Origin of the sequence: Collinsella sp. TF08-11AT, from assembly GCF_003437035.1 — a bacterium.
In the GTDB taxonomy this organism is placed as follows: Bacteria; Actinomycetota; Coriobacteriia; order Coriobacteriales; family Coriobacteriaceae; genus Collinsella.
The window spans coordinates 1-20,865 of record NZ_QSRL01000021.1; the positions used below are offsets into that span (position 1 = coordinate 1).

Genomic DNA, 20,865 nt, shown 5'->3' on the forward strand with positions numbered 1-20,865 from the left:
AAAACATCAAATATGAGTACTGATACTCTTTTAGTAGCAGTAATTTTGACCACATTTAAGGTGATTTGACGTGTCGATCGAGCAGATAAGCTGCCGTATCTCCTCAAGTGTTCATTAAAGGAAGACCTTGATGCGAATAAATCTCATTAAGATCTTCTTTTATTAACGAAAATAATGTAGCTACAACGGTGACAGTACTCATATTTGCCGTTTTTTGGCCACAGTCCTTCGGAGGGTCCTCGAAAATAGTCCCGAGCCGGCACTTGGGGACGTTCCTATAATGCCGGCACTTAGGAGCGTCCCCAAGTGCCGACACCGCGTCTGCCTGCGGCGGCCGCGCCCCGCTGCATCGCTCCGCACCCTTGCGGGTTCGAATCCCTCCGCTTGGCGGCGTTGGCTCGATTTGCTTGACGTGAGGGGCTCTTGGCTGGTGTGGGACGGAGGGATTCCGCGTCCGCCTGGTCGGCGGCCGCGCCCCGCTGCGTCGCTTCGCTCCTTGCGTGCTGCGCTGGAAAACGCTTCGCGTTTCCTCAGCTCCGCACCCTTGCGGGTTCGAATTCCTCCGCTTGCCCACAAGAAAGCGCCCTGGGCCGTTATGGGCTTAGGGCGCTCAGTTTTAATGGCTGGGACGGAGGGATTCGAACCCCCAACAGCCGGCACCAAAAACCGGAGTTCTACCGTTGAACTACGTCCCAATGTGTGGTGTTGCCCAAAAGCAACTCGTCTAGTTTACCTAATCTGCGAGGGCATCGCAAACGCCGTCGAGTAGGCGTACGGCGAGCGTCTGCGCGTCGCTGGCCGTGAAGGTGCCGTTGTAGCGCGTCATGCCCGTGAGCTCAATGCGAATGCGAGCCGGCTTCTGCTGCGCGGCGACATTGGCGGTGCGGATGCGCTGGGCCAGGTTATGGCACTCGGCGAGGGCAATCGTGGCGCGTGGCGCGGCGTCGGCGGGCAGCTCGTCGCTTGCGATCTCGAGCACCAGGTCAACGTCGGTTGGGACCTCGGAGTCGCAGAGCATCATGCCGCTGTTGTCGGTCGTTGCCGTGGCGATGTTCCACATGCGCGAAGCAACGCTGCGTGCGATGGGGTCCTCACCGATAACGGCGATCTGGAAGCGCTCGAGCACGTTGGCGGCGCGAGCAAAACCGATGCGGGACTCGGCTTCGGTGACCGAGGGCTTGCCCTCCCACACATGGTGCAGGCGGTTGATGTAGGCGTAGGTGTCCTGGAAGGCCATGCCGTCGGCAAACAGGCCGACATTTTCCTGGAACTGCTGCAGGGCGGCCTCGGTATGCGGACCAAAGTAGCCGTCGTCTTCGCCACAGGCAAAGCCCAAAACGTTGAGAGCGCGCTGCAGGGCCTGCACATCGGCGCCATGGAAATTGGGCATGCGCAGATACAGAGTGCGGTCGCCCAGCTTATACGAGGCGTCGACCAGGGCGCTCCAACAGGGGATATCGACGGCATGACCGGCAGCAAGGCCGCTGTCGAGCCTGAAGGTGCTGACGGCCTGCTCGGTGGTGGTGCCAAAGCGCTTGTCGACAACCTCGGCGTCATCGATTGTATAGCCGAGCTGCAGAAGGCGGGACTGAACATCCTCGACGGCTGCTCCCTGCATGCCCGTGGTAATAGGTTCCATGAACGAACCCCTTTCGGCGTACCATTCGTACTATTTTGAGCGTGTGTCGGATAGACAACGCGAGACAATTTATAAACATGCACTCAATAGTGTAGCAACTTGTACCCAAACTCGCTGCCCACAGGTTTTATGACCCCCGCTAGTTAAGACGCTCCACAAAGAAATCTGCCATTGAGAGGAAGAGCTCGCGCGCATGCGGGTCGAGCTCGACGCCTTCGATAGCGGCCTTGGCCTTAGCGGTCAGGTCGAGCGCATAGGTGTGGGCGTAATCGATGGAGCCGGTTTCCTGGAAGATCTCCACGGCGCGTGCGAGCTGCGCAGGGTCCTCGGTGTCCGAGGAAAGGATTGCCTCGACCTCGTCGTGATGGCGCTCATCAGACAGGGCGTGCACGGCAACGAGCGTGCGTTTACCCTCGGTGATGTCGGTGCGGAAGTCCTTGTTGGCGGCCTCTTTGGTGCCGACCAAGTTGAGCAGGTCGTCCTGAATCTGAAAGGCAAGGCCGGTGTGCAGGCCAAAGGCGCGTAGCGCCTCGACCTGCTCTTCGCTGCCGCCGCCGATAATGGCTCCGGCGGCAAGCGGCGTGGCTCCGCTGTAATACGCGGTCTTGTGCGTCGCCATGTCCAGGTAGTCATCAACCGAGATATCAAAGCGCTCGTCACGGACCCAACCCAGGTCAAGCGCTTGACCCTCGATGGTGCGGACGATCATCTCGGTAAGCTCGTGGAGCACACGCAGCTTCACGTCGGACTCGAGCGTGGGATCGTCGAGAACCGTCTTGGTGACCATGGTGAGCGCCAGGTCGCCACAATTGATGGCGAGCCCCGTGCCCTCGGTAAGGTGCATGCAGGGCTTGCCTCGACGAAGCTGTCCGTTGTCGGCGATGTCGTCGTGAATCAGCGCGCCTGACTGGAAATGCTCGATAGCTGCCGCGGCGCTGCGGGCGCTCTCAAAGCTACCGCCCACTGCGGTTGCGGCGAGCATGCAGATAAGCGGGCGGTGGCGCTTGCCGGCGTTGGCCGTAAAAGCCGAGAGCGGCGCGTACAGGTAGCGTTCGATATCGGCAGAGGTCGCCTGTCCGTCAAAGAACGTGGCCAGATAGTCATTAATCTGGTCAAAGTGCTGGGCTAAAAAGCTGGTAAACGGACTGGACACGGGTTCTCGCATTCTTTGATAGGTTGCATCGTTGCATTATGCAGACAACATATTGCCACATTAGGGCGTCGAGCGCGGCGGTTGAAGACGATTGGTCCATGCGGCCGCAAGTGCGGTAGGGGCTTGGCTAGATAAGCCCAAAGTGTTCGAGCGCGGTGACGACGCCGTCGTGGTCGATGCTGTCGGTGACATAGTCGGCCTTTTCCTTGAGGAAGTCCGGTGCATTGCCCATGGCGATGCCGACGTCGACGGCGTTCATCAGCGAGATGTCATTGCTGGCATCACCGATGCCATACACCGTTCCATGATTGGGGTCGAGAGCGTCGAGTACGGACTGGATACCCTCGCGCTTGGTACATTCGCGAGGCGAAATCTCGGTCACTTCGAGCTCGAGCTCGTTAAAGCAGAGCAGCGGCTCAAACGTTTGATCCTGAGCGATGCGGTTGGCAAGCGACGTGGACATTAAGATCTTGTAGGCGCTGTAATGTTGCAGCTGCGTAATTGCATCGCCCACGGTGCGGGCGTATCCGGGGGCGTCGGGCGCATCGGCACCCATGCGAACGACGCCATTGAGTCCCTCAAAACGAATCACTTCGTCCGATTGCTCAAGAATGGGAGCAAGACGCTGCAGCATACCGGGCGTCATCGCCAAATCGCGGATCACGTGTCCCTCAAGTTCGACATAGCCACCCGCGAGGCAGACGATGCCAGTCCAGGGCAGATCGAGCAGCTTTGGATGGATGCAGCTCAGCGTGCGCCCTGTGCAGATAAACGCCATATTGCCCTTGGCGACAAAATTACGGATGGCTTGCGAGACCGCTTCATTGGGATAGGGGGAGAGGTCTCGCTCGCTCTCGGGAAGCTCTTGTGCCGCTCGAGGGTCTTGCCAGGCGAGTGTTCCGTCGATATCGAAGAAGCAGATATCGCCGCGCTTATGGGCTGCGCTGGCGGCAGGGGAGGCCGAGGTGGTGGGCACAAATCCCGGCTCGAGGCCCATGATCTGGTCAAAATGCTCTTTAACGCGGGGAACGGAGATGCCGATAATCACCTGGGCGGTCTTGCCCGTAATGATGAGGCCCTTGGCGCCCACCGCGACAAACGACGCGTTATCTGCAACGATGGAAGGGTCTGCGACCTCGACGCGCAGGCGCGTGGCGCAGTTGGTTGCGCCCACGATATTGCCAACGCCACCTAAAAGCTGAATTACCCGCTCAGCGAGGACGTGATCTTGATCGGATTGAATACTGACCTCGCCATTGGGAGATTGCTCTTTGGCAAAGCCGCTTCCCGTTAAACGATCGATTGCCGCGCGATTGGAGACATGATCCTCGCGGCCCGGCGTCTTAAGGTCATAGACCAAAATGAGTGCTCGAAAACTAACAAAAAAGATGAGGCTAAAGGCAAGACCGATACCGAGCGCCAAAAGGTAGGAGCCGGCATGCATTCGCATGAGTGGGATGAAGTTGAAGGCCGTCATTTCCATGAGACCACCCGAGAAGATGCCGACGATACCGAAGAAGTTCATGGTCATGGCAAGGCAGGAGGATAGGACGGCGTAGAGCAAAAAGAGTCCAGGATAGGTGAACATAAAGAGAAACTCGAGCGGCTCGGTGACACCGCAGACCACCGAGGCGACGATGGCGGGCAAAAGGATGACCTTAAGGCCGGCGCGGCGTTCGGGTTTGGCGGTGAAATAGAATGCTGCCGCGATGGCGGGAAGGCCAAAGAGCTTGCCCCAGCCGGTGGCGGTAAAACCTGCCCAGGGCGCAAGTTCATTTAAAGGGCGCGTGCTATGGGAGAGAATGGGGAGTAGGTTGGTCCACGTGGCGTAAATACCGTCGTGAATGACCAGATTGTCGTAATAGATGGGCATATAGAGCAGGTGGTGCAGCCCCATGGGCTCGAGTGCTCGCTCCAAAAACACAAAGATGCCCACGCCGAAGGGGCCGACGCCCGCAAGTGCGTGGCGCAGCGTTTCGGTCGCGGCGTATGCGAAGGGCACGATGGCGGCCGAGATGGCGGCAAGGGCAAACACGGCAAAAAAGCTGATGAGGTAGACCAGCGAGGAACCCGAGAAGGTGCCGAGCCAATCGGGAACCTTGGCATCGTAGAAGCGGTCATGGATGGCGACGACGGTTGCCGATACCGCCAGCGGGCCGATAATGCCGGTGTCGAGCGTCTTGATGCCGTCGATGACGGTGATACCGCTGGCGGGGGTCAAAGATGATGGGTACTTAAGCCCAAGGTTGTCTCCGCTCAGCTTAATGATCTCGCTCAAAAAGAAGCAATAGGCAAAATAGGCCACGAGTGCCTCGAGGCAGCAGCGTGCCGGTTGCTTTTGGGCAAGACCGATAGGCAGCGCTACGGCAAAAAGGAGCGGGAGACGTTTAAAGACCGTCCACGAGCCGCGCTGGATGATGGTCCAGAAAACGTACCAAGGGGTTCCGTATACGGCGAGGTCGCCGACGATGTCTACGGTCGTGGCGAGGGCGGAGATGCCGACCATGAGGCCTGATATAGAAAACAGCATGGCGGGCGCGAACATTGCCCCGCCAAAGCGTTGGATTTTTTGCAGCATATTCTGCCTCTCGACCATAAGCCCGCCGTGTCTGCGGTGGAACGTTTAAACAATGAGTTAATTGTAGGGGAGTGAGCGTTCGCCGCATTGTTGGTTTTGATTCGAATCGATTGGAGCATCACGGGCGCCGTTGACAGTTAATAATCGGTGCTTTGCCGATAGACGGTTTAAACAACCCAAAGAAATGCTATCGTGCCTAGCCATACATATTCATTAGAGGTGAAATCATGCCAAAAGCGATTTACGAAGGAATCTACCGCGAGATCCGTTCGCGCATCATCAACGGGACCTATGCGTTTCAGGAGATGCTGCCAACCGAAGCCGAGCTGACCGCGGAGTTTGGCTGCACGCGCAATACCGTTCGACGCGCCTTGAGCATGCTGGCCGACCAGATGTTTGTGCAGCCTATACACGGTAAGGGCGTGCGCGTTATTTGGCTTAAGGGCGAAACCGACATGCTGGGCGCACTCGAAGAGGTTGAGTCGTTTGGCGAGTTCGCAAAACGCAACAATGCCGTCGCATCGACCGAGGTCAAGTCTTTTGAACATTTGATTTGCACTGAGCAACTCTCTCGTCGCCTGGGCTTTAAGGTGGGCGAGGAGCTGATTCGCGTCGTGCGTGTCCGAAGCCTCAACGGCAGCGCGCGCCAAGTGGACCATGGCTACTTTTTGGCGTCGATCGCCAAGGGCCTGACCCCCGAGATCGCGGCGGATTCTATCTACGGCTATCTGGAGCACAAGCGCGGCGTCAAAGTGATGGCGAGCCGTCGTACGGTGAGTGTCGAGCTCGCCAACGATGAAGACTGCAGCTATCTGGACCTCGGCAAGTACAACTGCGTCGCCGTTATGGAGAGCCAGTCGTACACCTCGGACGGCATCTTGTTCGAGGTCACGCATGCCCGCACACACCCCGAGATCTTCCATTACCGCGTCAATTCCAAGCGATAGCCGGCTAGCTCGCAGCCTGACGAGACTCATGCCCTCAAAGCGAAAACGCCCGGTCAAACCGACGATGCATCGGCTTGATCGGGCGTTTTCTCTGCATTCGATAACAAATAATTGTTTATACAAAACTTGTCAAGTATCAAGTCGAAATTACCGTTCACCGAAGTTTTTCTACCGCTCTAGTAATACTTGTTCAAACAACTAGCCAAATAGCGTATTGTACAAGTCAGCAAAAGGGGCAAAGTCCCCGAGCCAATCTCCGAAGGCGGCGGCAAAGGGTGCCGCCACGGTGTGAAAGGGTGGATTGTAATGAAGAACGAAATGAGCAGAAGGCAGTTCCTGGGCTTTGCTGGTTCCGCGGCTGCGGTTCTTGGTCTGGGCCTCGTGGGCTGCGGTGGTTCTGCCGGCTCTGGCTCCTCTGCTTCTGGTGACGCTGCCGAGGTCTACTTCCTCCAGTTCAAGCCCGAGGTCGACAAGGAGTGGAAGGAGATCGCCAAGGCGTACAAGAAGGAGAAGGGCGTCGAGGTCAAGATCGTGACCGCCGCCTCCAACACCTACGAGGAGAAGCTCAAGTCCGAGATGTCCAAGAGCTCCGCTCCGACGCTGTTCCAGGTCAACGGCCCCACCGGCCTTAAGAACTGGAAGGACTACTGCGCCGATCTTTCCGACACCAAGCTCCGCGGCGAGCTCATCGACGACTCCCTGGCGCTGCAGTCCGACGGCAAGGATCTGGGTATCGACTGGGTTCAGGAGAGCTACGGCATCATCTACAACAAGGAGCTCCTCGAGAAGGCCGGCTACAAGGCCGAGGATATCAACTCCTTCGACAAGCTGAAGGCTTGCGCCGATGACATCCAGGCCCGCAAGGACGAGCTCGGCGTTGACGGTGCCTTCACTTCCGCCGGTATGGATGACTCCTCCAGCTGGCGCTACACCACGCACCTCGCCAACCTCCCGCTCTACTACGAGTTCGAGAAGGAGCACAATCAGGAGGACGACGAGATCAAGGGCGAGTATCTCGACAACTTTAAGCAGATCTTCGACCTGTATATCACCGACTCCACCTGCGATCCTTCGCAGCTCGCCTCCAAGACCGGTGACGACGCCACCAACGAGTTCGCAACCGGCAAGGCCGTCTTCTACCAGAACGGCTCTTGGGCCTACGCCGACCTCACCAAGGCCGGTATGACCGACGACCAGCTCGGCATGCTGCCGATCTACATCGGCGTCGACGGCGAGGAGAACCAGGGCCTGTGCTCCGGCGGCGAGAACTACTGGTGCGTCAGCTCCCAGGCTTCCGAGGATGCCCAGAAGGCCACCGAGGACTTCATGTATTGGTGCGTCACTTCTGACACCGCCACCAGCATCATCGCTGACAAGATGGGTCTGACCGCCCCGTTCAAGAGCGCTAAGGAGACCACCAACGTCTTCTCGCAGCAGGCCGTTGCTATGGCCAAGGACGGCAAGAAGACCGTTGCTTGGGACTTCGTTTACATCCCCTCTGAGGAGTGGAAGAAGAACCTCAAGCAGGCTCTCATCGCTTATGCTGCCGACAACACCAAGTGGGACGGCGTCAAGAACGCCTTCGTCGATGGCTGGAAGACCGAGAAGGCTGCTTCCGAGTAAGCAGTTGCTGCCCAAGCTATCTGATTAGCGACAGGGGGCGGGCAGACGTAGGTTTGCCCGCCCCCTGCATATTGAAAGGACCCTTCTATGGGCAAAGCACTCAAGCGCTGGTGGCCGCTCTTTATGCTGCCCACGTGCCTGGCGTTTATGATCGGGTTCGTGATTCCCTTTATCCAGGGTTTCTATCTCTCGTTCTGCCAGTTTATTACCATCAATAACGCGCACTTTGTCGGTATCGAGAACTACGTGCGCGCACTGACCGACCCGCAGTTCTCCACGTCGTTCTTCTTTACCGTGGCGTTTGCCTTCCTGTCGACGGTGCTCATCAACGTGATCGCGCTGGCCATTGCGCAGGCGCTCACTCGCAAGGCGCTCAAGGGCACCAACATCTTCCGTACGATTTTCTTTATGCCTAACCTGATTGGCGGCATTGTACTGGGTTACATTTGGCAGATTCTGATCAACTGCCTGCTCTCCAACGTGGGTGCCCAGCTTATCGCCCTCAACTCCGCCGCTGGCTTCTGGGGCCTTATCATCCTGACCCTGTGGCAACAGGTCGGCTACATGATGATCATCTACATCGCCGGTCTGCAGTCCATCCCGTCTGACTACATTGAGGCCGCCAAGGTCGATGGCGCTACGGCATGGCAGACGTTTTGGAAGGTTAAGATCCCCAACCTGATGCCGACCATCACCATCTGCCTGTTCCTGTCCATCACCAACGGCTTTAAGCTGTTCGACCAGAACCTTGCCCTTACCGGTGGCGCCCCGGCGCACTCCACCGAGATGCTCGCCCTGAACATCTACAACACGTTCTATTCGCGTGCTGGCATCGCATGGCAGGGCATCGGTCAGGCCAAGGCAGTTATCTTCTGCATCCTGGTTGTCGCTATTTCTATGATCCAGCTTAAGGCCACGAGGTCCAAGGAGGTGCAGCAGTAATGAAACGCGATAAGGCTATCAACCGCGCGCTCTCGATCTTCTTTACGATCCTGTCGCTCGCATGGATCTACCCCGTGTTCATGATTGCGCTCAATTCCTTTAAGAAAGCGACCGCAATCAGCACCACCACGGCGTTCGATCTGCTCACGCCCGAGACGTTCAACGGCCTCGCAAACTACGTGCACGCTCTGAACGAGCAGGGCTTTGCCTCGGCGTTTATGTACTCGCTCATCATCACGGTCACGTCGGTCGTGCTGATTCTGGTGTGCTGCTCCATGTGCGCTTGGTACGTGGTGCGCGTCAACAGCAAGATCTCGAACTTCTTCTATTACCTGTTCGTCTTCTCGATGGTCGTACCGTTCCAGATGCTCATGTTCACGCTGTCCAACCTCGCGGACCGCATCGGCTTTAACACGCCGTTTAACATCTGCTTCATCTACCTCGGTTTTGGCGCGGGCCTCGCGGTCTTTATGTTCGCCGGCTTCGTCAAGAACATCCCGCTCGAGATTGAGGAAGCGGCCATGATTGACGGCTGCAACCCGGTCCAGGTGTTCTTTAAGATCGTTCTCCCCATCATGAAGCCCACCTATCTTTCGGTCGGCATCCTCGAGACCATGTGGGTCTGGAACGACTATCTGCTGCCCTACCTTACGCTCGACTCCACCAAGTACAAGACCATTCCTATTTTGATCCAGTACTTCCGCGGCGGCTATGGCCACGTCGAGCTCGGCCCCATGATGGCCTGCATCATGATGGTCGTTGTCCCCATCGTCATCATGTACATCTTCTGCCAGAAGTACATCATCGACGGTGTGGTGGCAGGTGCCGTCAAGGGCTGATGCCGTAACTGTTTTGCAAGTTTTGGCGGCGCCCCTCAGCGCGGCGCCGCGTATCGAAAGGTAGAGACATGGCCGAGATCGTTCTCAAACATGTTCAGAAGGTGTATCCCAACAACGAGTCAAAAAAGAAGGGCTTCTTTGGCAAAAAGAAGAAGACCGAGGAGAAGAAGCACAACCTCAAGGTTACCGAGGACGGTGTGCTCGCTGTAGAGGACTTCAACCTCACCGTTCACGACCAGGAGTTCATCGTCCTCGTTGGCCCCTCTGGCTGCGGTAAGTCCACGACGATGCGCATGGTCGCCGGCCTAGAGGACATCACCTCCGGCGATGTGTTCATCGACGGCAAGCGTGTCAACGACGTGGCGCCCAAGGACCGCGACATCGCCATGGTGTTCCAGAGCTACGCTCTATACCCCAATATGACGGTGTACGAGAATATGGCGTTTACGCTTGAGCTCAAGAAGGTCCCCAAGGACGAGATCGACCGCAAGGTTCGCTCCGCTGCCGAGATCCTGGGCATCACCGAGTACCTCGACCGTAAGCCCAAGGCGCTTTCGGGCGGCCAGCGTCAGCGCGTCGCCATCGGCCGCGCCATCGTGCGTGATCCTAAGGTCTTCCTGATGGACGAGCCGCTGTCCAACCTGGACGCCAAGCTGCGTAACCAGATGCGTGCCGAGCTCATCAAGCTGCGCCACGAGATCAAGGGCACGTTCATTTATGTTACTCACGACCAGACCGAGGCTATGACCCTCGGCGACCGCATCGTGGTCATGAAGGACGGCGTCGTCCAGCAGATCGCCACCCCGCAGGAGGTCTTCAACCATCCCGCGAACATCTTCGTCGCCGGCTTTATCGGCGTGCCGCAGATGAACTTCTTCGATGCCCAGCTGGTGCGCTCGGGCAACGGCTTTACCGTCAAGACCGAGGATATGAACGTGGCGCTCGCCCCCGAGACCTGCGCTCAGCTTGCTCTCAACTGGGACGGCGGCGACGTGAAGGAGATCACGGCCGGCGTGCGTCCCGAGCAGATTCTGCTTGCCGACAAGGACGAGGAGGGCGCGCTCCAGGGTACCGTCGAGGTGACCGAGCTCATGGGCTCGACCGAGCATGTCCACGTGACTGCTCCCGACGGCCAGTTTGTCCTGATCATTCCCGTTGTCGACCTCGAGGCCAAGGGCGCGCTCAAGGCGGGCGACCCCATCTGGTTCAAGTTTGAGAAGAACGCGACCCACCTCTTCGATAAGGTCTCTGGCAAGAACCTTATCTAGGCCCGGTGCAACCAGGCCCTTCCTTTGGGCGACTGCGGTATTGCCATCCTTTTGCCGCGGTCACATATAAGGCTCCCCTCCCGTCCACTGGGCGAGAGGGGAGCCTTTCTTTGTGTTGGGACTGTCTGACCGGTCGTTTGTCTCGATCTGTAACGGATAGGGCCGATTTCGGACGTTAGATGTTACAGATCGAGACGGTTCCGCTGAGCTAACCATTTCATCTAAATCTATAACACCAAAGGCGAATTTCACCTGCTAGATGTTACAGATTGAGATAAACCCAAGGGGAGGGGCCGGTATGTCTCAATCTGTAACAGCTGGGATCGTTTTGGTTGAGTAGTTGTTACAGATCGAGATTGTTAGGCAGAGTCGGGTCACAGGGTAACGTGCGGGCACAAAAAACGGAGCCGTGTTGCCACGACTCCGTTTCTCAAGAGGATGGGTAAGGGGAATGAGCTAGCTCAGGTGCCAGATCTCGTCGTTGTACTGGGAGATCGTACGGTCGGACGAGAAGGTGCCGGCGTTGGCGATATTGATGAGCGCCTTGCGCATCCAAGCGTCCTGGTCCTCGTAGTCGGCCAGCACGCGCTCCTTGGTCTGGATGTACTCCTCAATGTCGAGTAGGGCCATGAACCAGTCCTTGCCCTTGATGTCGTCGTGCAGACGCTGCAGGCGCTCCGCGTTGCCGGTCGCCATAAAGGCGGGGTTGGTGATGAAGTCCACCAGCAGTTTGATGCCGGGCTTGCGGTAGAGTGCGCCGGCATCGTAGGTGCCGTCGGCGTAGAGCTGCTCGACCTGCTTGGACGAGGCGCCAAAGGTGTAGATGTTCTCGTCGCCCACGAGCTCGGCAATCTCCACGTTGGCACCGTCGAGCGTGCACAGGGTTAGGGCGCCGTTGAGCATGAACTTCATGTTGGAGGTGCCGCTTGCCTCCTTGGAGGCCAGGCTGATCTGCTCGGAGATGTCAGCGGCGGGGATCACGCGCTCGGCGGCGGTGACGTTATAGTTCTCGATCATGACAACCTGCAGGTAGGGCGCCACGTCGGGGTCGTTTGCAATCCACTGCGACAGCGTCAGGATCAGGTGAATGATGTCCTGGGCGATGGTGTAGGCAGGTGCCGCCTTGCCGCCAAAGATGATGGTGACGGGGTGAGCGGGCTTGTTGCCGTTCTTGATGTCGAGATACTTCCAGATGATGTAGAGCGCGAGCATCTGCTGGCGCTTATACTCGTGGATGCGCTTGACCTGAACATCGATGATGGCGTTGGAGGGAATGGTCACGCCCTGCTCGAGCGCCATGAACTGGCGCATGATGCTCTTGGCCTCGACTTTGGTGGCAGCCAGGCGCTCAAGAACGTCCTTGTCGTCGGCGAATTCGGCGAGCTTGCTCAGATCGCCGGTGCTGCGCCAATCGGTGCCGATCACATCGTCGAGCAGGCTGGCGAGCGCGGGGTTGGCACCATGGATCCAGCGGCGGAAGGTGATGCCGTTGGTCTTGTTGGAGAACTTCTCGGGATAGATCTCGTAGAACGGATGAAGCTCGGTGTCCTCAAGTATCTTGGTGTGGAGGGCGGCTACGCCGTTGATGGAGAAGCCAAAGTGGATGTCCATGTGGGCCATGTGGACGGTGTTGTATTCGTCGATGATGGCGACGCGCGGGTCATCGTGCTCGGCCTTCGCGATCTCATCGAGCTTGACGATAATGTCGGCGATGGCAGGGGAGACCTTCTGCAGGCTGGCGAGCGGCCACTTCTCGAGGGCCTCGGCAAGAATCGTGTGGTTAGTGTAGGCGACCATGGAGCGTACGATGGTCACGGCCTCGTCAAACTCGATGCCATGCTCGGTGGTGAGCAAGCGAACGAGCTCGGGAATGACCATGGTGGGATGCGTATCGTTGATCTGGACCACGGCGTAGTCGGCCAGATCGTGCAGGTTACTGCCGCGCTCGACAGCCTCGTCGATCAGGAGCTGGGCAGCGTTGCTCACCATGAAGTACTCCTGGTAGATGCGAAGCAGACGGCCCTGCTCGTCGGAATCATCCGGATAGAGGAACAGGGTGAGGTTCTTGGCGATCTCGGTCTTATCGAAGTCGATGGAGCTGCCGGGGACCAGGCCATCGTCGACACTTGCCAGGTCAAACAGGCGCAGGCGGTTCTTGGTGGGCTGGCCGTAACCAGGCACATCGATGTTGACGAGCTTGGAGGTGACGGCAAAATCGCCAAACTCAACGGTGTAGGAGCGGTCGTCATCGACCAGGATGTCCTGCTCGCCAAGCCACTCATCGGGGACGGCCTTCTGCTGCTTATCGACAAAGCGCTGGCGGAACAGGCCGTAATGGTAGTTGAGGCCCACGCCATCGCCGGTCAAGCCCAGCGTGGCGATGGAATCCAGGAAGCATGCGGCCAGACGGCCCAGGCCACCGTTGCCCAGCGACGGCTCGACCTCAAACTCCTCGATCTTGTTGAGGTCGTGGCCTGCGGCGGTGAGCTGATCCTTAACCTCGTCGTAGATGCCAAGGTCGATCATGTTGTTGATGAGCAGCTTGCCAATCAAAAACTCGGCAGAGATGTAGTAGAGCTTTTTCTTGCCATTGTTGAGCGGGCAGGCGGAAGAGCGCTCCTGCACGAGCTTGACCAGCAGCTTGTAAATGCGACGGTCGTCGAGCTGCTCGAGCGAGGTGCCAAAAGACTGCTCGGCGAGTTCCATGAGGTTAATTTGGGGCATGTTTCCTCCTGTGATGGGTTGTTTCATGTCTGCAATTCATAAGAAGCCCGCGCGAGGGGATTGGGGTGGCCTCGCGCGGGAAAAGCAAGCGCGTCCGCACGGTGGGGAGGGGTCGGGCGCGGTAGCTCCTATTGAGGAAGCTCGATTTCAGCTTCCGACGGGATGCGGAAGTAGGTTTCGGTCCAGTCGGTGAGTTTGTGCTCGAGCTCGCGGGTGATGGCGCCGTCGAGCATGCGCCAGGTCCAGTTGCCGCCCAGCGTGGCAGGGGTGTTGATGCGCGCCTCATTGCCCAAGTTGAGCAGGTCCTGCATGGTGTAGATGCACGTGTCGCTTACGCTGGCGGCGATGGTGCGATTGAGTGCATCTGCCATGGGTTCGCCGGCCTGCTGATGGGTGTACAGGGCTGCCTGCTCGCGCTGACGCGGGGTGGCCGTTCCCTCAAACCAACCACGCGCCGTTTCGTTGTCGTGGGTGCCCACGTAGGCGACGGTGTTGGCAATGTAGTTGTGCGGCAGGTAGTACGAGTTGGTGCCCTCAAAGGCAAACTGCAGGATCTTCATGCCAGGGAAGCCCGAGTTGTCGCGCATGTCGATGACGCCGGGGGTGAGGAAGCCCAGGTCTTCGGCGATGATGGGCAGCGTGCCGAGCTTTTCCTCGAGCGTCTTGAAGAACTTGAGGCCGGGGCCCTGCGTCCACGAACCGTAGGACGAATCGGGTGAGGAGAACGGCACCTCCCAATAGGCCTCGAAGCCGCGGAAGTGATCCAGGCGGATGACATCGTACATGTCGAGGGCGGCGCGGATACGGCCCTCCCACCAGGAGAAACCGTCGGCTTCCATGGCGTCCCAGTCGTAGATGGGATTGCCCCAGTACTGGCCGGTGGCCGAGAACTGGTCGGGCGGCGTGCCGGCGACACTCACAGGATTACCGGCGGCGTCGATCTTAAAGAGCTCGGGCGTGGCCCACATCTCGACGGAGTCGCGCGAGACATAGATGGGCAGGTCGCCGATGATGAGGATATCGCGCTCGTTGGCATAGGCCTTGAGGCGGCTCCACTGACGATTGAAGAAGTACTGCGTCATCTGGTGGTAGAGCATGCGCGCGGGATGGGCGGCGCAGACCTTGGCAGAAGCCTCGCCGCGGGTACGGAGCTCTGCGGGCCACTCCCAAAAGGCCTTGAGACCGCACTCCTCCTTGACGGTCATGAACTCGCAGTAGGGGATGAGCCAGTCTTCGTTTGCTTGGACAAAGTCGTCGAAGTCGGCCGGCTTGTCGGCGGCAAAGCGCTCGGCGGCGCGGTCGAGAATCTGACGACGGCCACCAAAGATGGCACCATAGTCGACATTGCTGGGGTCGGAGCCCAGGTACACGCCGTCGATATCGCACTGCTCCAGATAGCCGGCCTCGATAAGCTCGGCAAAGTCGATGAAATTGGGGTTGCCCGCACGGGCCGAGAACGACTGATAGGGCGAGTCGCCATAGCTCGTTGTCGTAAGGGGGAGAATCTGCCAGTAATGTTGTTTGCACGAGGCGAGGAAATCGACAAAGTCATAGGCGTTCCAGCCAAAGCCGCCGATACCGTAAGGTCCGGGCAATGACGAAACGGGCATCAGAACGCCGCTTGCACGCTCCATGGATGCACTCACCGTCCTTTTGAATAAGGGGCTGCGCCGTAGATGGATAGACGGCTCGTCCCGAGTTTCCATTGCTATTGTCCCTATTGTAGAACATGTTGTTTAAACATGTATAGAGAGAATGAAAAAGTTCCCGACTTTCGGTGAATGGTAGTGCGCCATAGACGATATGAGTTGAACATTGGGAGCTCCTCCCCTTGCGGCTCTTTTGTGGGTCGGGCGACAATGGTCGTCGTCATTAAAGACCGGCTGCCAGCCAGGTTGCAACAATGCAAGAAGGGTTCACATTCAGTTGGCCGTTGACACAAACAATCGCGCGAAGACCTCGTCTTCTTCGGTAAGTCCAGGCGCGGCAAGACGCGCATGGCAGTCGCCCTCACGATGCGCGCGGTCGCCGCGGACATGTCGGTCAGGTTCTGGCAGACCGCGCAGCTGGTTCTCGAGCTCGGCAACGCGAAGCGCAAGGGAACGCTGTCGAAACTGTTGAACGACGTGTCGCCCGCGAGGCTGCTCGTGCTCGACGAGTTCGTCTACGTCCCCTGCGACGTAGACGGTGCGAGGGTTCTCTACCAGGTCATTTCCGTCCATGTAGTGCTCGTAGGCCGCGGCGTCGTCGGGCTCGTCGAAGGAGAGGGACTCCGTCCAGTCCCAGTAGGCCCCCGTCCAGGCGCCCCTGCGCCTGCCGGCCGGCGTCGTCTCGTCGAAGACGAGGCCGTGGCGCAGCAGGAACTTCGACATCCGCTGCTTGGCGTGTTGCAGGTCGTCGCGCGCGTCCTCGAGGGCGCTCGTCGGGGACCCACACCTCGACGACGTTGCGGCGCGCCAGCATGCGTGCCAGCCACTCGGCGTCGCGGCGGTCGTTCTTGCGGCCGCGGTCGGCCGCGGGCCGGTGCATCTTCGGGACCGCCCCGACGACGCAGCCGAGGCCGAGGGCCCGCAGCGCGCGGCCGCGGTTGATGGTACGACCATTGTCGCCCGACCCACGAGAGAGCTGCAAGGGGAGAGGCCCCAATGTTCAACTCATATCGTCTGTTGTGCCAGAGTCGCTCGGGAAAGCGCGACCGACGCAGCGCGCTGTTTTCCAGTCACATCCAGTTCGGGTTGATTTCAGCATGCGATAAGAAACTGGATTTGAATTTCGACTCGAAAGATGGGCAATGCTGATGAGAAACGCTTGGAGTTCGGGATTGCGCGGCGTGAAGCGACCCTCTTCTTATCGAGTTCGTTACAATGTAGGAAAAACAGTAAGTAAGAAGACCTCTGATTGCTTTAGGAGGAGCTGTGGTGAATAGCGCCCAGAAGATCGATAAGTCCATCCAGAAGATGATGACTCTCGGAAGAAGGCTTGGGATTCTGTTTACGGCGCTGTTTATAGCGGTGTGTTGCTGTTCGGTGGTGGTGGTTATTTCCATTGGGCTTATGGCTGCTCAAGGAAACCTATATGATCCATCAAAGACGGTTTCCGTAGTGGTTCCTTTGATGTATCTTCTGATTTCCGGAGGGGCCACATGGACCCTGCGGGGAATCAGCATGGACATGGCTCATGGCGAATCGCCCTTTACCCTTTCGCATGCTCGAAGAATCTCGATTATCGGGTGGCTGTTTGTTGCAGCGGCAATAGGTGACCTCTTGTTTTCTCCGGGGTTTCTTTCGATAGTGATTGGCCCCTTCGACTTGCTGGGGAACGCCTATTCGATGTTTGAAAACCTGGCCCTGCCCATAGATATTGGTGCTGTGCTGGGGGCCGTTTGCTGCTTCTCGATTTCTGCGATATGGCGCTACGGAGCTCTGCTTCAAGACCAGACCGAGGATTTGGTGTGAGGGGCGGCATGGACTATCTGATTATTGAGCTTGAAAGCTTATTGCTTCGACGCGGAAAGACGAGTACGGATATCATTCGGGCGACCGGGCACACACCGGCAAGTATCTCAAAAATACGAAATGGCAAGGTGAAGGCAATTAGGTTAAAGACATTGCTGGATATTTGCGTAGAGCTTGATTGCCAGCCTGGCGATCTTATTAAGCGCGTCAACGAAAGAGAACTTGAGGAACTGGCGACGCGGCGCGCCCGCAACGCGCTGAGCAGGGCGACCGCGACGGGTGATGACCCGGTCCTGGAGTCAGATCATGTTTACGTGGTCGATCTTAGAGACGACTGAGGCTGGAGAATAAAAAAGTATTGAGCAGGTGCAGCCCGTGAAAACAACGGTTTTCACGGGCTGTTCATTCAACGTCCTGCAGTGGCCTGTATTTCTCGCCGCGTCACTGGGGAACGAGAGAGTCATTTCCTGTGCTGGATGCAGGGGGGTGCTTACCTTGTGTAATATATAAATAAGCTTATATTGAAATATGATACATATCGAATTAGAATAACATTATCAATTCGGTATGCAAGGAAAGGAGGGAGAGATGGATTGGATTAACGAGCCGGAGGAAGGCGTTGCACCCGCGTGCGGCAACTGCTTCTTCTACGCGCACGGGGGATGCACGAAGAGGTGCCCCAATCAGTCCTGCACGTTCCGTTTCTAGGGGGCAGAGATGAACTGGCTTTCTACCGCGAAAGGAGGGGAATGAAATGGAATGGATTACCGAGCCGTCAGCCGGGGCTGAGCCCATGTGCAGCAATTGCTTCTTTTACGCGCACGGCAGCTGCAGCACCAAGTGTTCTTCACAGGAGTGCACTATCCGCTTTTAGCGGATAGTGCACGCCGTACGGCGTGCACAGACTGTTCAAAGATATTTTGGCCAGCAGCGCCTGAGGGGCGATGTGGCATTGCAATATGGGGGGCGAACCGACGTTACCTATAACCCCGCACAATTGCCATGTCGTCCCTTTTTATTGACGGGGAGGATGTCGTCCATGCGGGAAGTCCCAGTTGAATTGCGTGCCATATCCAAGAGATATGGCGGGTTTGAAGCGGTTAAATCAGTCTCGTTCTCTTTAATGGAAGGCGAGCTGTGTGCACTCATTGGGGAGAATGGTGCCGGCAAGAGCACGTTAATTCGATTGATCACGGGGCTTTCGGAGCCATCGTCAGGAACGATCTCGATGTTTGGGCAAACCGGGAGACGTGAAATACGGAGCTGCAGGGAAAGGCTGGGTTATATGCCCGACCTCAATGCTTCGTATCCTAATCTGACCGCGCGAGACAACTTGGTCGTTCGCTGTATTGAGTGGGGGCTTCCCACCGATCGTTCCATCGACGGTGTGTTATCAACCGTCGGTTTGGGGGAGGCCGGCGGGAAGAAAGTGAAGAACTTCTCAATGGGAATGAGGAGGCGTCTCGATCTGGCCATAGCGTTGCTGGGCGATCCGGAGCTGTTGATCCTGGACGAGCCGACAAACGGCCTGGATCCGATGGGGATAGTCGAAGTAAGAAAAATCCTTACGCATCTTAACAAAGATCAAGGTAAAACGATTCTCGTATCCAGCCACAATCTTGAGGAGATGCACAAGCTGGCAACTGATTACCTCTTCATAAGTCATGGTCGCCTCATTCGAAGGATGACCGCACCTCAGCTGGAAAAGTCATGCCGCGGTGGTTTCGTGTTGCATGTGGACGATCTGGAGCGAACGAGATCGGTTCTCGGAGATGAGACCTCACATTCTTTTCTGCCGGACGGCAGCGTCCTTATGCGCTATGAGGAGAAAAAGGAAGGGCGGGGCATTGCAATCGAAGCGCTCTCGACCGCAGGTGTGAGGGTTGCGGAGGCGTATTCTCATAGGAAGAGCCTTGAGGAGTTTTATTCGGAGCTCATCGGTCGAGAGAGCGAGCTGTGATGAAACGCGAGTTCATCTCAGCTTTTCGGAGCGAGGTATGGTTGCTCGCCAGGCACCCGGCGACCGCTCTGATGATTGCGCTTGCGGCTGTGCTGTATGTGGTTGCGGCTGCGACTTCGTCTGAGGTGCTGATCATGGTCGCCGGTGATGACCCGTATACGCTTGGAGGGGCTATAGGTTTTATTGGAAACCTAGTGGATGCAGGGGACGTTTTGGGCTCTGTTGCCCGGACGTCTTTTGCGTCTACAGTGGTCTGGATTCCGGTGACGATTCTCTACGCGGTTTACGCTACGTCGAGAGACTTTGAATCCGTGGCTTACGCCGTATCGAGATCGCGAGGGGTGTCGCAGGCGGCGATTGTGATCACGAAGCTGTTGGTGAACTGCACTCTGGTCGGTGCCGTGTATCTTCTTTCTACGACTGCGCTGTATTTAACCAAGATGGCCCAATGGGACGTTGGGGCCTCGTGCTCAGGGTTTGCCCAATTTGTATCGATTGCGCTGATGATCGCGCTGCTGCTCATTTCGATGTACGCCGCTACCTTCGCCCTGTATTTGCTCACGAGGAGTGTGGTGGCGAGCAGCGTCGTTGCAATAGCGGTTTCGACATTTGTGATGGTGTGGTTCCCAAGTACATACGGAAGCGGTCAGCCCAGCTTGCTGCTCATGCTCTCGCCCGTGTATTACCTGATGAACCTGTGTTCCCTGAGTATGCAGAATGTTGGTGTAATTCAGGTTTTGCTGTATGCGGGCGGCACTGTGCTTGTGTCGGTTGGAGTTGCGCTCGTCTCGCTATTTGTAAGGACGGCGGTTCGATGAATCTTGGGATGTCGGTCAGGGCGGAACTGTTCCGCGCAAGGAGAATGAAACTCGCCGTGATAATAGCGCTGATGTATTTGGGCATCGCGGGGATTTATGTGTTTGCCGGGTCCGGCGCATGGGTCTCCGCAGGGGGAGAGGGCCAGTTCTTTGGCTTTTCCGCCGATCCGGGCTATCTTTTCTCGATAGGGGTTGGGCCAACGGGTATCTCTTCCTGGCTAAGTGTCGTCTCCATGGCGCATACGGTGTTCTTCCCAATCGTCTCTGTTGTTGTGGCGGGGACGCTATTCGGTGATGCGACGAGCGTGTCGGCAAGGGGAGTTTCGATTGCTCGGGGCTTCCGCAGCTGGCAGCTGTTTGCGGCAAAGACATTGGCTTGCGAAGTGTATACGCTGTGCCCCTACATCGTGTTTACTCTCGGTGTCGCTGCGGTCTTTGCCGTGTGCTCCGGAAGCGGTCTAGACAGCCTTACGGTTGGTAATGTGACCTCGGCACTCCTGTCGAATATCGTTATAGACGCCGCTTATACGCTGATGGTTGCGGTTGCATATGAGGTGTTCAGGATCAGATCTCTTGTGTCGGGAGCCTTGCTGGTCGCAACGTTCGCGGGCCTTGTTATCGCGATGAGTTTCCCAACCGTTTTACCCCCGGTTCACATGGCTTATTGGATGAGGGCGTGCGGGGCTGCCGGCGGGACGGTCCTGATGGCTGCATGCGGCCATGCGGTCATCGTGTCGCTCGCATGTCTATTGCTGCTTTCGTGCAGTTTTTATCGAAGAAGGTAGTGCGCTGGCGTATGCGCAGCGTCTGAGGGTCGATATGGATTTGGTTGGAAATGGAGATGGTGCGAAGTGAAACTGTCGCAATCCTTGATTCTCATCTTCATTGCAACAGACTCAGGACTCAGCGCAACGCGTTG

General features: G+C 57.5%; 16 protein-coding genes and 1 tRNA gene. 11 read left to right on the forward strand and 6 right to left on the reverse strand.

The window, feature by feature from the left end; genetic code table 11:
- Positions 1–620 precede the first annotated feature (620 nt).
- From DXC79_RS09635 to DXC79_RS09650, 4 genes are all read right to left on the reverse strand, one after another.
- Positions 621–695: transfer RNA gene (locus DXC79_RS09635), tRNA-Gln, on the reverse strand.
- A gap of 38 nt (positions 696–733) precedes the next feature.
- Positions 734–1,639, reverse strand: a complete 906-nt coding sequence (locus tag DXC79_RS09640; RefSeq protein WP_187361857.1) for a peptidoglycan-binding protein — start codon at positions 1,637–1,639, stop codon at positions 734–736.
- Between the two features lie 139 nt (positions 1,640–1,778).
- Entirely contained in the window at positions 1,779–2,792 is a 1,014-nt protein-coding gene (locus DXC79_RS09645) for a polyprenyl synthetase family protein (RefSeq protein WP_117636042.1), read from the reverse strand.
- A gap of 127 nt (positions 2,793–2,919) precedes the next feature.
- Positions 2,920–5,370 carry a PTS transporter subunit EIIC gene (locus DXC79_RS09650; RefSeq protein WP_158551011.1) on the reverse strand — a complete coding sequence of 817 codons (2,451 nt, stop codon included), beginning with the start codon at positions 5,368–5,370 and terminating at the stop codon, positions 2,920–2,922.
- Positions 5,371–5,597: 227 nt separating this feature from the next.
- Between DXC79_RS09650 and DXC79_RS09655 the strand changes: the two genes are divergently transcribed.
- From DXC79_RS09655 to DXC79_RS09675, 5 genes are all read left to right on the forward strand, one after another.
- Positions 5,598–6,317 (forward strand): GntR family transcriptional regulator, encoded by a 720-nt coding sequence (locus DXC79_RS09655; protein WP_055252172.1) that lies wholly within the window; start codon positions 5,598–5,600, stop codon positions 6,315–6,317.
- 306 nt (positions 6,318–6,623) lie between these two features.
- Positions 6,624–7,940 (forward strand): ABC transporter substrate-binding protein, encoded by a 1,317-nt coding sequence (locus tag DXC79_RS09660; protein ID WP_055252173.1) that lies wholly within the window; start codon positions 6,624–6,626, stop codon positions 7,938–7,940.
- 87 nt (positions 7,941–8,027) lie between these two features.
- Complete coding sequence (locus DXC79_RS09665; RefSeq protein WP_099432301.1) at positions 8,028–8,882, forward strand: carbohydrate ABC transporter permease; 855 nt, start codon at positions 8,028–8,030, stop codon at positions 8,880–8,882.
- Positions 8,882–9,721: a carbohydrate ABC transporter permease gene (locus DXC79_RS09670; protein WP_055252175.1), complete on the forward strand. Its 840-nt coding sequence runs from the start codon at positions 8,882–8,884 to the stop codon at positions 9,719–9,721. Before DXC79_RS09665 ends, DXC79_RS09670 begins: the two co-directional genes overlap by 1 nt.
- 68 nt (positions 9,722–9,789) lie before the next feature.
- On the forward strand, positions 9,790–10,989 hold the full coding sequence (locus tag DXC79_RS09675) for an ABC transporter ATP-binding protein (RefSeq protein ID WP_117636044.1): 1,200 nt from the start codon (positions 9,790–9,792) through the stop codon (positions 10,987–10,989).
- Between the two features lie 456 nt (positions 10,990–11,445).
- On the opposite strand, the gene glgP is transcribed toward DXC79_RS09675, so the two are convergent.
- Positions 11,446–13,713 carry a glycogen/starch/alpha-glucan family phosphorylase gene (gene glgP, locus DXC79_RS09680; protein ID WP_233503101.1) on the reverse strand — a complete coding sequence of 756 codons (2,268 nt, stop codon included), beginning with the start codon at positions 13,711–13,713 and terminating at the stop codon, positions 11,446–11,448.
- 128 nt (positions 13,714–13,841) lie between these two features.
- Entirely contained in the window at positions 13,842–15,419 is a 1,578-nt protein-coding gene (gene malQ, locus DXC79_RS09685) for a 4-alpha-glucanotransferase (protein ID WP_255413272.1), read from the reverse strand.
- A gap of 291 nt (positions 15,420–15,710) precedes the next feature.
- Between malQ and DXC79_RS10325 the strand changes: the two genes are divergently transcribed.
- The 6 genes from DXC79_RS10325 (at position 15,711) to DXC79_RS09715 (ending at position 20,731) form a co-directional block, all read left to right on the forward strand.
- Positions 15,711–16,304, forward strand: coding sequence for an ATP-binding protein (locus tag DXC79_RS10325; protein ID WP_084591805.1), 594 nt, complete (start codon positions 15,711–15,713; stop codon positions 16,302–16,304).
- Positions 16,305–16,631: 327 nt separating this feature from the next.
- The gene (locus DXC79_RS09695; RefSeq protein ID WP_035137761.1) at positions 16,632–17,168 is read left to right on the forward strand and encodes a hypothetical protein; all 537 of its coding nucleotides are present in this window, start codon (positions 16,632–16,634) and stop codon (positions 17,166–17,168) included.
- Between the two features lie 8 nt (positions 17,169–17,176).
- Positions 17,177–17,506, forward strand: a complete 330-nt coding sequence (locus DXC79_RS09700) for a helix-turn-helix transcriptional regulator (RefSeq protein WP_052044110.1) — start codon at positions 17,177–17,179, stop codon at positions 17,504–17,506.
- Between the two features lie 701 nt (positions 17,507–18,207).
- Entirely contained in the window at positions 18,208–19,128 is a 921-nt protein-coding gene (locus tag DXC79_RS09705) for an ABC transporter ATP-binding protein (protein ID WP_035137759.1), read from the forward strand.
- The gene (locus DXC79_RS09710; protein ID WP_117564851.1) at positions 19,128–19,946 is read left to right on the forward strand and encodes a hypothetical protein; all 819 of its coding nucleotides are present in this window, start codon (positions 19,128–19,130) and stop codon (positions 19,944–19,946) included. Before DXC79_RS09705 ends, DXC79_RS09710 begins: the two co-directional genes overlap by 1 nt.
- Positions 19,943–20,731 (forward strand): hypothetical protein, encoded by a 789-nt coding sequence (locus DXC79_RS09715; RefSeq protein ID WP_035137757.1) that lies wholly within the window; start codon positions 19,943–19,945, stop codon positions 20,729–20,731. Before DXC79_RS09710 ends, DXC79_RS09715 begins: the two co-directional genes overlap by 4 nt.
- The last annotated feature ends 134 nt before the right edge of the window (positions 20,732–20,865 follow it).

What these genes read in the sequence shown, in the direction of transcription:
- DXC79_RS09660 (WP_055252173.1), top strand. Translation starts at nt 6,624, where the DNA reads ATGAAGAACGAAATGAGCAGAAGGCAGTTCCTGGGCTTTGCTGGTTCC.
- malQ (WP_255413272.1), bottom strand. Translation starts at nt 15,419, where the DNA reads ATGGAAACTCGGGACGAGCCGTCTATCCATCTACGGCGCAGCCCCTTA.
- DXC79_RS10325 (WP_084591805.1), top strand. Translation starts at nt 15,711, where the DNA reads ATGGCAGTCGCCCTCACGATGCGCGCGGTCGCCGCGGACATGTCGGTC.
- DXC79_RS09670 (WP_055252175.1), top strand. Translation starts at nt 8,882, where the DNA reads ATGAAACGCGATAAGGCTATCAACCGCGCGCTCTCGATCTTCTTTACG.
- DXC79_RS09715 (WP_035137757.1), top strand. Translation starts at nt 19,943, where the DNA reads ATGAATCTTGGGATGTCGGTCAGGGCGGAACTGTTCCGCGCAAGGAGA.
- DXC79_RS09665 (WP_099432301.1), top strand. Translation starts at nt 8,028, where the DNA reads ATGGGCAAAGCACTCAAGCGCTGGTGGCCGCTCTTTATGCTGCCCACG.
- DXC79_RS09710 (WP_117564851.1), top strand. Translation starts at nt 19,128, where the DNA reads ATGAAACGCGAGTTCATCTCAGCTTTTCGGAGCGAGGTATGGTTGCTC.
- glgP (WP_233503101.1), bottom strand. Translation starts at nt 13,713, where the DNA reads ATGCCCCAAATTAACCTCATGGAACTCGCCGAGCAGTCTTTTGGCACC.
- DXC79_RS09700 (WP_052044110.1), top strand. Translation starts at nt 17,177, where the DNA reads ATGGACTATCTGATTATTGAGCTTGAAAGCTTATTGCTTCGACGCGGA.
- DXC79_RS09650 (WP_158551011.1), bottom strand. Translation starts at nt 5,370, where the DNA reads ATGCTGCAAAAAATCCAACGCTTTGGCGGGGCAATGTTCGCGCCCGCC.
- DXC79_RS09655 (WP_055252172.1), top strand. Translation starts at nt 5,598, where the DNA reads ATGCCAAAAGCGATTTACGAAGGAATCTACCGCGAGATCCGTTCGCGC.
- DXC79_RS09640 (WP_187361857.1), bottom strand. Translation starts at nt 1,639, where the DNA reads ATGGAACCTATTACCACGGGCATGCAGGGAGCAGCCGTCGAGGATGTT.
- DXC79_RS09705 (WP_035137759.1), top strand. Translation starts at nt 18,208, where the DNA reads ATGCGGGAAGTCCCAGTTGAATTGCGTGCCATATCCAAGAGATATGGC.
- DXC79_RS09675 (WP_117636044.1), top strand. Translation starts at nt 9,790, where the DNA reads ATGGCCGAGATCGTTCTCAAACATGTTCAGAAGGTGTATCCCAACAAC.